We start from the raw sequence: 11,513 nt of genomic DNA on the forward strand, positions 1-11,513 counted from the left end.
AGCAGCGAACGTTAAATCGCCCCGACCGGGCGCAATCGATATTGCGGCGGTAGTTGTTCAAAGCCACTGATAGTCGCGTTCAGGCTTTTCCAGCGGCCGTCCTTGATGCCATAGATGCAACCGTGGACCGACAGGCTCTGTCCGCGATGCCAGGCGTTTTGCACAATGCTGGTATGACCGACGTTGGCCACTTGCTGAATCACGTTCAGCTCGCAGAGACGATCAACCCGCTCTTCTTCCGTAGCCAACAGGGCCAGCGGCTCACGGTGTTCGTAATAAAGGTCGCGAATCGAACGCAGCCAGCCGTCGATCAGACCCAACTGACGATCCTGCATCGAGGCGCGCACACCGCCGCAGCCATAGTGACCGGTGACGAGGATATGTTTGACCTTGAGCACATCCACCGCGTACTGGATGACCGACAGGCAGTTGAGATCAGTGTGCAGCACCACGTTGGCCACGTTGCGGTGGACGAACAGGTCACCAGGCAGCATGCCAACGATCTCGTTGGCCGGTACGCGAGCATCTGAACAGCCGATCCATAGATATTCAGGGGTTTGCTGGCGAGCCAGTTTGGCGAAAAAGTCAGGATCTTCCTGCTTGATCGCATCCGCCCAGCGCTCGTTGTTATCAATCAGATCTTGTAGTTCGTTCATCTTTGAAGCCTCAAGAATGATGCGCTGTTTTGACAGACGACCGCCGGTCGAGGTCACGCTCAGAATGCAACTAGCCAAGCGGGGAATACCGTGGAATCTTAAAGGGTAGGGCCTGTCCATCCTATAGGCCCCACATTATGAGGAATTGCCATGACCGAATCACGACGTCCCTACGGCGCTCCGCAACCCGAGCCCATTGATGACAACGACGATCGCATGGGCACGATGGAGGAGCTGCACTTCGATGATGAAGAAACCAGTGGCCGCATCTCTGAGCTGACGCCCGAGAGCGAACGCTATCAAGAACAACCGCCCAAGCGTGGCCACGAAGCTGGCATGACTGGCGCCACGACACCTGACCATGAGTCAACCGACGACGACCTCAGCCAGGAAACCATGATACTTGAAGACGGAGCGCGCGACGCCCATGAAGCCGGTGACGATGAACCGGCCGACTGGGACCTGAGCATCGTCGATGAAGACGAAATCGGTGGCGGCAATGGCCTGGATGAAGCCGAAATGGCGGAAACTGACCCCGTGGATGGTAATCGGTAGCGCATCCGTATCACTGGAAAAGCGCCAAACCCACAGGAGCTGCCGCAGGTCTTTGACGTTATGACGTCGGTCCTGAATCTGCAGCGCGGCGCAGCCCGCTAAAGATCGCAGTCTGCGGCAGCTCCTATGGGAGCTTCTTATCTAGTCGACCAACGTGCAAGCCATAACCACCGCGTCTTCGCGCCCGCCCACTGCCGGGTAGTAATCGCGGCGGCGGCCGATTTCGTTGAAACCATAGCGCTCATACAACCGAAAGGCCGCTCGGTTGCTGTCACGCACTTCCAGGAAACATTCCCGTGCCTTTACTTCATAGGCGCGAGACATCAAGTGTTCCAGCAGGCGCAAACCGAGGCCGCGGCCCTGGTTCTCCGGCTTGACCGTGATGTTCAGCAGATGCGCTTCATCAAGGATTATCTGAACGACACCGTGCCCCACCTGTTGCTCGCCTTCGAACATCAGCCAGATTTGATACTTGCCCAGGCCATCCAGAAAAATGCCGCGGGTCCAGGGATGGCTGAACGCCGCGTATTCAATTTTCAGTACAGCATCGAGATCCGCCTCGGTCATCGGGCGGAAAGTTACAGCATCACTCATCGTTACGTTTCCAGCGCGCCATCAGCCGACGCATGGCTTGCCAGACATCAGCCTTACGCTGTGGCTCTTCCATTAATAGTTCCAGGCCAGGTAGCGCCCAGACCGAGCCCAGACCTTCGACCTGCAGTTCCAGATTGTAGGATTGCGCATTCGCTTCACCAGCAAAACGTACTGCTGGCAGGCCGATCAGCCATAGACAGACGCAGGGCGCGTCCTCAAGACGTGCCGAAACAAAACCCTGCACGAAGTCGCGGGCCGCTTCAGGGCCTTGATCCATCGTGCCGCGCACCAGCAATGGCCAGCGCACTGGCTCGCCAACGATTTGCGGGCTGTCCGGCAGACCGGCGGCGCGCAGCAGGTCTTTAAGCAATAAATAGGCAGGATCGCGGGTCTGGAAGGCTTCGCCTGTGGGTAACTCTACCAGCAGCAGGCAAGCACCGGCCCGCAGCAGTTGCAAGGCGAAACGTGGCGGGGGCACTTGCGGCGCCTTGGCCACCGGGGCTGGAGCCTCTTGGGCCTGGACCGCCGGCTTGCTCACGCTCGTCGGACGCGGCACTTCGATCTTCGCCCGCTCGGCAGGCCTGGCCACAGGCTCGGCAGCCGTTTTGGCAACTGGAGCATGCGCAACCGGCTCGACCAGCGGCTCAGGCATCACCAGCAACTCTGGGCGCGATGGTGCAGCAAACGGCAATTCGGTGCGCGGCAGCCAATTGACCACCTGCATGGCGGTCAGATAAGCGCGGCGACGGGACTCGATAAGCAAAGGTCGGCCACTTGTGGATAACTAAAGAGTGGGGATTCTACCGCCCTTCGCCCAAGATCGCCCGCAGTTGATCAATAGAAAACCGGCAGCCCGTCTCATCAAACGCCCTGGGGTGAATCGCAACCCGTCTGATGCAGTACAATCGCCGCTTTTAATCGCCAACCAGCCGGCCTTTCCCATGATCGAACCCAAGCGCGTCTTGCGCGCCCTCGCCGAACACTGGGCACTCCTGGAGCCACTGTGCGAGCACTTCGACCAAGGCACTTTGAGCCTCAACGAACTGCGTTCACAACTGGCCGCTCAGCAACTGGACAGCACGCCACAGGACATCACCAGCCTGCTGGACGTGTGGATCCGCCTGGATATTCTGGTTCCTGTGGCGAAAAGCCCGAACCGTTTCGAGCTGAATGCGCAGATCCACGACTTCCTCGCCTACCTGCGACGTGAACACCGTCTTGGCCTGTGCCTGGAAATCGAAGCCTATCTGCGACATCTGGAGCGGTTGGCCGGTTATATCCAGGATGCCTTCGACATTCGCGACGGCAGTGACCTGGCGCGCCAGTTGCGCTTGCTCGACATGCGGGTACGGGATGTCCTGAAGAAACTCGCCAACGACGAACAGGCCCTGGTGGCTGTCGCCGAGCGAGCCAAGACCAGCGACCGGCAGATCCCGCTGCGTCAGCGCTACGCCGAAGTGCTGGCGACCTGGGACGAATACGTTGAGCCGATGATCCAGTTGGTCAACGCTGACGGCGCTTTCGAGCAAGGCGTGCGCAAAGTCGAGAACGTGCTGCTACGCATGCTCAGCGAACAGCAGCGCCTCGGCCACCTGGTCGATGACGACATGCTGCTGCGTACCCACGCGCGCATCCTCGAGATGCAGACCAGCGCCCAATTGACGCTGCGTCACGCCCGGGAACTGCTGCTGCCGCTGCGCGAAGAAGCCCGCCGGCACAATGCCGTGACCCGTGGCGCGGCACTCGCATTGTCGGCCATTCGTCGCAAAGGTATCGATGCGGTGCCGCAAGCGGCGATGCCCATGTTCACCCGGCCGCAAAGTACGTTTCTGGGCAGTGCCAGCCAGGTCGAGGCCTATGTTTACGCCCTGGCTCGTTTCGAGCCGAAACCGGCGCGTTTCCCCAAAGCCCACAACACCCAAAAAGGCGAGGCCCCACGTGCGCCGCGCACCGTTCGCGAAATGCTTGAACGCTGCGAAGACGCCCTGCCAATGCCAGATCTCATGACCTGGTTGCTGGCGCAAGAACCGGACGGCGCCACCGACGAGTTGCTGTACTGGTTCTCGCGGCTCTCGCGGGACAAACGCTTCAAACGCGAGCGTCTCGAGCGTCGCAACTACCACACACACGAGCACCAGGTCAGCCTGCGCTCCTTCGCCCTGCTCTCGGCCCGCGATGACGCGCCTGAGAATTCTGCGAGCACTCCCCATGCATCTTGATCTTTCCGAACTGTCCCAGCTGGCGCCGATCTTTCGCGAGCTGTTCAAGGGCTACCACGTCAGCCGCCGGGACCCGGAGCTGTACGCGCAACTGTCGAACTTCCAGGATCAATACCGCACGCTGTTCAAGGCGTTGGGCTTTGAGCTGGTCTGCGACACCCGTGGTTTCTACTACTTCGTTCCGGAGCTGGCCGCCGCCGCGGTGAACAAGACCGCGCAACGTCTGGCGCTGTTCACCTTCATCATCGTCGAGCATCTGGCTGATCAGGGTCGCGATCCGGTCGCGGTCCTTGATGGCGGCAGCCTTGGCCGCGATGAACTGCCATCGCTGCTGGAAAAGTACCGCGACCTGTTTATCCAGGCCGAAGTGCAGACTCAGGAAGAGCTGGAAGAAAAAATCATGCGCCGCATGACCCAGCTCGGCTTTGCCAGCGAAGAAAACGGCATCTACCGGTTCCTGCCACCGATGCACCGCTTCCTCGATGTTTGCCTGTCTGTGCAGCAGGACCGTGACCTGGCAGCGAGCCTGCATAGCGTGTTGCCGTTGCCGGCACCGGTGCTGATCGATGACGACAGTGACGAAAAACTGCTGGAAACCGATGACCCGCTGGACCTCAGTGAATTCAAGATAGAGAGCGAGGAAGACGCATTGGCTCGCGCCATTGCCGATGAACAGGAGATCGACGCATGAGCCAGGAACGCTACGGCATTCGCCGCTTTGCCCTGCTGAACACCGCCGGTTACAGTCTCGGGCTGTTCCCGCTGGAACATCCATTGTCGGTGTACGGCGCGAACAACCTCGGTAAATCTGCCTCGATCAACGCCTTGCAGTTCCCGATCCTGGCGCGCATGTCCGACATGAGCTTCGGCAAGTACAGCCTGGAGCAATCGCGGCGCTTCTACTTTGCTTCGGACACCAGCTACATCCTCGTCGAGGTCTCCCTGCCCCACGGTCCGCACGTCATCGGCGTGGTCGGCCGTGGTCCGGGCGGCGGTTTCGGTCACCAGTTCTTTGCCTACGCCGGAAAACTGGACCTGGCGCACTACCAGAAAGACGAGACCTGCCTGCGGCAGAAAGAGTTGTTCGCCAATCTTGAGCGCCAGGGTCTTAAAGCCTACGAGCTCAAGCCCGAGGAACTGCGTCGTTTGCTGGTAGGCGGTCACACATCGATTCCGCTGGACCTGACACTGATCCCGTTGCGCTCTACCAGCGAACAGAGCCTGAAAACCTTCCGCGCACTGTTCATCAACCTGCTGCACATGCGTGAAATTACCGCGGCCAAGCTCAAGCAACTATTCCTCGATGCCTTCGAGCACAGCCTGCGTTCCGGCAGCGTCGACTACATCGCTGCCTGCGAAGAAGCCTTCCGCGACGTTCGCCGGATGGAGCAGGACTACAATTCGCTGGTCACCGCAGGTCCCCTGGTCGAAGCCCTGGCCGCCGGGGTCACGCAGCGCAACATCCTGCGCGGCAAGTTGCACCGGCTATCGCCGCTGCTCGACTCATTGCTCGGAACCTGGTCGGACTACGCCAGCGCGCGCAAGGAAGAGTTACTGATTCAATCCGAGCATTACCGCAATGAACAGGACGCCCTGCAAAACGACCAACGCGGTGGCACCCAGGAACTGATGCGCCTGGAACGGGAAATCAGCGGCATCCAGCGCTGGCTCGGCGAATTGTCGGTGCTCAAGCATCGTTTCGCCCTGATCGACGACGTCAAGGTCCTCGAACAGCAATTGCTGGCTGCCAAGGATGCTCACGATGAGCTGGCCGGCGCCCTCGCGCAGTCCCGACAGTTCAGCGCCGAAGATCTGGAAGAACGTCTTCGCGATCTGGAAAAACGCCTGAAGTCGGTCAAGCAGCAACTCGACCACGCCGACAACAACAGCTATGCCCGTCTGCGTGAAGAGTTCTCGCAACAGGACGTCGAGCGCCTGATGCGCCTGTTCAACAGCGCGCTGTTCAGCTTGCCGCTGGGCGAGCACGGCATTGCGCTGGACGAGAACGGCGAGTGGGTCAAATCCATGGAGCTGATTCTCGATGGCTTCAAGGGCGAGCGTTTCGAAGTACCGGGCCTGTCCATAGATCTGTCGCACATCGAGCCGCCGGCGCTGCAAGCCCTGGCCGACCGCGCCGCGCTACGGGATCAGAAAGAGCGTCTGGAAAAAGAACTCAAGCAACTGAAAACTCAAGCGGCCGTCGCGGCAGACCGTGCAGCCAGCAAGACCCAGACCGAAGCGTTGTATCAGCAAGTGCTGGATGCACAGAAAGCTCTGGAAGACTTCCGTCGCTCGCAAACCCTGAGCGCCGAGGAAGACGACAAGCTTGAGCAACTGGCACAGATGGAAGCCGCTCAGGATGAATTGAAACGCTCCAGCGATGCCTTCACCGAACGTGTCCAGCAACTGTCGGCCAAACTTCAACTCGTCGGTCGGCAGATCGGTGACATGGAAGCCAAGCAACGCACGCTCGACGATGCCCTGCGTCGCCGTCAGCTGTTACCTGCCGACCTGCCGTTCGGCACGCCGTTCATGGAACCGGTCGACGACTCCATGGACAACCTGCTGCCATTGCTCAATGACTATCAGGACAGCTGGCAAGGCCTGCTGCGCAGCGATGGACAGATCGAAGCGCTATATGCTCAGGTTCGCCTCAAGGGCGTGGCCAAGTTCGACAGTGAAGACGATGTGGAGCGTCGCCTGCAACTGCTGATCAACGCGTACGCGCACCGTACCGACGAAGCACTGACCCTGGGCAAAGCCCGCCGTGCGGCTGTCACCGATATCGCCCGGACCCTGCGCAACATCCGCAGCGACTACGACAGCCTCGAACACCAGTTGGCCTTGTTCAACCGCGAGATCAACAAGCGTCAGGTGTCCAACCTGCAAAGCTTCCGCATTGTCCTGGCGCCGAACAAGGAAGCCCTCAAGCATATCGACCAGATCATCCACAGCGCCGGTCAGTATGAAGAAGGCGAAACCCTCTCGGTATTCGACTTGAGCCAAAGCGCCGATCAGGACAACAAGAACGAAGAGGCCAAGGAATACCTGGCGCGTCTGGTAGCGGCGAACCATAACCAGCTGGGCCTCAAGGACCTGTTCGAACTGGCGTTCGAGATCACCAAGGTCAACGGCCAGCCGGTCATCCACACCGATATCGATGGTGCGGCGTCCAACGGCACAACCATGACCATCAAGGCGCTGACCAACATGTACTTGTTGCTGCACTTGATGGACCGCGATCAGGCCGGGCGTGTGCGTCTGCCGTACTACCTCGACGAGGCCGCAGACATCGACGAGAAAAACCAGGCGGCGTTGCTGGAAACCAGCTTGCAGCTGGGCTTCGTGCCGATTCTGGCCAGTGTGAAGCCGCAGGTTTCCGCCCATGTCGCCATCGACCTGGAAGGCGGCAGCGGGCCGAACGGGATCTACATCGATGAGGCGGACTGGAAGTACATCCGTCGGCATGACGAGGTGAAGTCAATGGTTAACATTGAATCGACCGAGCCGGAGCTCGACGAGGTTTAAGCGCTCACTGGCGCAGAGACGAAAAAGGCCGCGATCCATTGGATCGCGGCCTTTTTTGTTACCCGTTTTTTGTAGGAGCCCGCTTGCTCGCGATCGGTGAATCAGACACGCCGAAGTGCCTGAATCGCGAGCAATCGAGCGTCGACCGGCTGCTCCTGCTGGGGACGTTATTTCCCTAGGGAAATCTTCGGCGCCCACACCAGCCACTCTTCCTCAAACTTGTCGAACAACGGAAAGGTCTGCTCAGACCGGGCCGGATTGCCCATACGCTCGTCATCCGGTGTGGCAAAGGCAATGCCGCCCTGGATCAACGTCTCCAGGGACTCGGTGCGCACTGTCGCCCCCTTGAACAGGCCGAAGTCCACACCGAAACCGCTGCTGTTCCAGAATCGGCTGCCGCTGCGCACCAATGGCGCATACTTCGGCTCGATCAGGATATGAATCAGAACCCTGTCCGCAGTCTGGCCCAACTCATAGCCGGTAACCTTACCCACGGTCACTTCTCGGTACGTCACCGGCACACCAATCTTCAGCGAACCACGGCGAGCGGCACTCAGTACCAGACTCAGACCCGCCTCGGGCACTGCCGACTCCGGCGGCTGGGCCAACGCTACAAAGCTTTTTTGTGGACCAAGATTTTTCGCGGCCGGCTGAACTTCCAGGTATTGCCCGGTGACCAGCGTTTCAAGATTGGAGGTCTTGATCAGACCAAGCTCCGGCTTGACCACCCAGAACTGGCTCCCAATTCGGGCAATACGTTCCGGCACCTCGGTGATGCGCGCCGTCAGCAACACCGATTGCAGGTCATCGCTGAGGTCGACATCCTCAACCTTGCCGACATCCAGCCCCTTGAAGCGAATTGGCGTGCCACTTCGCAATCCGTCGGCACGATCGACCTTGATCGTCACGAGCGTGCCCTTCTGCAGCGCCTCTTCATGGTTCGCGTACAGGCGAAAGCGTGGAATACGCTTGCTCAGAGGGACTTTCGCCTCGGGGGTTTCGAAAGCGATACCACCGGCCATCAGACTTTGCAGCGATTCGCTCTTGACCTGAATACCGCCAGTCAAACCGCCCGACAGCGTGATCCCGCTGGCATTCCAGAATCGAGTCGAGCCGTTGACCAGCCCTTCGTATTCTTTCTCGATATGCACACCGATGACCAACTGTTTACGAGTACGCGAGAACTGATAGCTCTGCACAGAGCCGACTTTGACCTGCTTGTAGAGAATCGGGCTACCGACCTCCAGCGAGCCCAGATTGTCGGTCAACAACACCATATGCAGGCCAGGGGAGCGCAAATCCAGCGGCGGAGCCTTGGCACGCGCCTCGAACTCGCGTTGCGGTGCACCGCCCTTGTCACCCGGCCGGATCGCGATGTAGTTACCTTTGACCAACGCCTCCAGCCCGGTGATACCAGCCAGCGAAATCGACGGTTTGACCACCCAGAATTGGGTGCCATTCACCAGATAATCTTCGGCCAGCGGATCCAGGGTCAGTTCGGCGCTCGCACTGGATAGATCAGAATCGACCTTCAAGGCTTTTAAGCTACCGACCTGAATGCCTTTGTACATGACCGGCGTGCGACCAGCCTGCAAACCTTCGAAGTCACTGAGTTTCACCTTGACCCGAATACCGGCCTGAGCGGCCTCGAAGTCTTCATAGAGGCGAAATGGCAGGCTCGGATCAGTGGGGGGGCTGTCTTTGCGGTTATCCGGAGTGGCGAACGCGATACCACCCGCCACGATACTGGCCAGAGACTCACTGCGTACTTTTACCCCGGATAAGTTGGCATCGATACTGATCCCGCTGGCATTCCAGAAACGCGTGTATTTGCGCACCAGGCTGGCATAGGTTGGCTCAATAAAAACTTTAATCTCGACGGTATTCTGATCTCCAGACAACTGATAGCTTTTAACCTGACCGACCTGAATCTGCTTGTAGAACACCGGACTACCGCGATTCAGCGAACCCAGGCGCTCAGCCTTGATGGTCAGGTGCAGGCCTGGCTTGGAATCCGATAACGGCGGCTCTTTCGCCAGGGCCTTGAACTTTCGGGTCGGCTCACCCTCACCCGGACTAACCGCAATGTAGTTACCCGAAACCAGCGTTTCGAGCCCGGTAATCCCTGCCAGAGTCACGCTCGGTTTGACCAGCCAGAAGCGAGTGCTGGTCCTCAGGTATTGCTCGACATCCTTGTTCATCTCGACGGTGGCAACCACCCCTTTGGTATCACCTTCGTCATCGAGGGCCAGGGCTTTAACCTTACCGACCGACATGCCTTTGTAGACCACTTCAGTCTTTTTTGCCTGAATGCCTTCGCCGCTTTCAAAGTGGACCTGAACTTCTATTCCGGTCTCATTGTAGGCACGCCAGCCCAGCCAACCGCCAATCACCAAGGCGATCAGCGGTAGTACCCAAATGGCTGACCAATTGGAAGCCGGTCGGGTTTTAGCGTCAGGCAAATCAGTCATGGTCGCCGTCCGATTCCGTGTTATCCCAAATCAGTCGGGGATCAAAAGTTACTGCTGCAAGCATCGTCAAAATCACCACACTGGAAAAGGCTATAGCGCCGAGATTAGCCTCGATGCTGGCAAGCCGACCAAAATTCACCACCGCCACCAGAATGGCGATCACGAAGATATCCAACATCGACCAGCGGCCAATGAACTCAATAAACCGATACATAATGATGCGCTGGCGGGCCGAAAGCGGCTGGTGGCGCTGCACTGAGAACAACAGCAAACTGATTCCCACCAACTTGAAGGTGGGAACCAGGATGCTGGCGATAAATACGACGGCGGCGATCGGGAACATCCCATGCTGAACCAGCTGAATCACGCCCGACATAATGGTGCTGGGATCACCTTGGCCTAAAGAACTGACCGTCATAATCGGCAATACGTTCGCCGGTACATAGAGAATCGCAGCAGTAATCAGCAATGCCCAGGTGCGCATCAAACTATTCGGGCGACGCGCATGAACCAGCGCACCACAGCGAGTGCAGACCTGCTCATCGCGGTCCGCTTCCTGCCTGTTCAACTCATGGCATTCGGCACAAATCAAAATGCCTGCATCAATCGCCCGCATGAGCATCCTCTCCTGACAATGCTTGCCAGATTTGATGAGGCGACATCACCACCTCCAGCCAGACCTGAACCAATAGCAAACTGATAAAACACGCCAAGCCAAGGCTGACAGCGATCGCGGCCATATCTGCCAACTTCACGATGGCCACCAATACGCCCATCAGGTAGACCTCAAGCATCCCCCAATCGCGCAAATGGTGATAAGTGCGATAGAGCAACAGGCCGTAGCTGCGCCCAATATTCCAGCGAATACTCAGCAGCACGACTAACTGACAGATCAGCTTGAGCAGCGGAATCCCCATACTGCAAAGAAACACCACGACGGCCACACCTTGCATGCCGGTATTGAACAAACCGACAACGCCAGTCCAAACAGTATCTTCTGACGACTGCCCCAAGAGATTGAGCCGCATGATGGGTAAAAAGTTCGCAGGGACATATAACAGCAGTGCGGCGATGACCAATGCCAGACTACGATCCACCACATTGTGTCGATGGGCGTACAACTCATAACCACAGCGCGGACATTGGGCTTTCTCGCCATGAGCGAGCCGTGGTTTACGCATCAGCAAATCACACTCATGGCACGCTACCAAGTCGTCCAGCGGCAAATCTGACACCCTGGAGGCGTCAACCGGATCAGGCATAAAAGGCTCTGGCTCGGAAAAAGATTGAGTCTATTCTGTAGGAGCCAGCCGGTCGACACTCGAGTGCGCGCCATGGCGTCTTGGAAATCGCCATCGCGAGCCAGCCCGCGCCGACAAATCGCGCGCAAAAACAAAACCCCTACCTGCAGATGCAGATAGGGGTTTCGGAAGTTAATCTTGACGATGACCTACTCTCACATGGGGAAACCCCACACTACCATCGGCGAT

General features: G+C 58.4%; 10 protein-coding genes. 4 read left to right on the forward strand and 6 right to left on the reverse strand.

Annotated features, from left to right (window positions below; translation table 11 throughout):
* Positions 1–11: 11 nt before the first annotated feature.
* Positions 12–656 carry a carbonate dehydratase gene (gene can / locus AC07VR_RS10795; protein WP_494991750.1) on the reverse strand — a complete coding sequence of 215 codons (645 nt, stop codon included), beginning with the start codon at positions 654–656 and terminating at the stop codon, positions 12–14.
* A gap of 150 nt (positions 657–806) precedes the next feature.
* Here can and AC07VR_RS10800 point away from each other — a divergent pair, with 150 nt between their 5' ends.
* On the forward strand, positions 807–1,211 hold the full coding sequence (locus tag AC07VR_RS10800; RefSeq protein ID WP_495011221.1) for a serine kinase/phosphatase: 405 nt from the start codon (positions 807–809) through the stop codon (positions 1,209–1,211).
* A 141-nt stretch (positions 1,212–1,352) separates the two neighbouring features.
* On the opposite strand, the gene rimI is transcribed toward AC07VR_RS10800, so the two are convergent.
* Both rimI and AC07VR_RS10810 read right to left on the reverse strand, forming a co-directional pair.
* On the reverse strand, positions 1,353–1,805 hold the full coding sequence (gene rimI / locus AC07VR_RS10805) for a ribosomal protein S18-alanine N-acetyltransferase (RefSeq protein WP_494991748.1): 453 nt from the start codon (positions 1,803–1,805) through the stop codon (positions 1,353–1,355).
* Positions 1,798–2,568, reverse strand: coding sequence for an energy transducer TonB (locus AC07VR_RS10810; RefSeq protein WP_494991747.1), 771 nt, complete (start codon positions 2,566–2,568; stop codon positions 1,798–1,800). The genes rimI and AC07VR_RS10810 overlap by 8 nt, the downstream gene beginning before the upstream one ends.
* Positions 2,569–2,746: 178 nt before the next feature.
* On the opposite strand from AC07VR_RS10810, the gene mksB reads away from it, so the two are divergent.
* The 3 genes from mksB to mksF are packed head-to-tail and all read left to right on the forward strand — an operon-like array spanning position 2,747 to position 7,552.
* Positions 2,747–4,024, forward strand: a complete 1,278-nt coding sequence (mksB, locus tag AC07VR_RS10815) for an Mks condensin complex protein MksB (protein ID WP_494991746.1) — start codon at positions 2,747–2,749, stop codon at positions 4,022–4,024.
* Complete coding sequence (gene mksE / locus AC07VR_RS10820; protein ID WP_494991745.1) at positions 4,014–4,715, forward strand: Mks condensin complex protein MksE; 702 nt, start codon at positions 4,014–4,016, stop codon at positions 4,713–4,715. Before mksB ends, mksE begins: the two co-directional genes overlap by 11 nt.
* Complete coding sequence (mksF, locus tag AC07VR_RS10825) at positions 4,712–7,552, forward strand: Mks condensin complex protein MksF (RefSeq protein WP_495011222.1); 2,841 nt, start codon at positions 4,712–4,714, stop codon at positions 7,550–7,552. Before mksE ends, mksF begins: the two co-directional genes overlap by 4 nt.
* A 167-nt stretch (positions 7,553–7,719) precedes the next feature.
* Here the strand turns inward: mksF and AC07VR_RS10830 are convergent, their stop codons facing one another.
* From AC07VR_RS10830 to AC07VR_RS10840, 3 genes are read right to left on the reverse strand one after another with little or no spacing between them, the layout of a single operon-like run.
* Entirely contained in the window at positions 7,720–10,023 is a 2,304-nt protein-coding gene (locus AC07VR_RS10830; protein ID WP_495011223.1) for a PqiB family protein, read from the reverse strand.
* Positions 10,016–10,639, reverse strand: a complete 624-nt coding sequence (locus AC07VR_RS10835) for a paraquat-inducible protein A (RefSeq protein ID WP_494991742.1) — start codon at positions 10,637–10,639, stop codon at positions 10,016–10,018. Before AC07VR_RS10835 ends, AC07VR_RS10830 begins: the two co-directional genes overlap by 8 nt.
* Positions 10,626–11,285 (reverse strand): paraquat-inducible protein A, encoded by a 660-nt coding sequence (locus tag AC07VR_RS10840; protein ID WP_495011224.1) that lies wholly within the window; start codon positions 11,283–11,285, stop codon positions 10,626–10,628. The genes AC07VR_RS10835 and AC07VR_RS10840 overlap by 14 nt, the downstream gene beginning before the upstream one ends.
* Positions 11,286–11,513: the final 228 nt, after the last annotated feature.

Source organism: Pseudomonas sp. GW821-FHT02H09 (genome assembly GCF_059421425.1).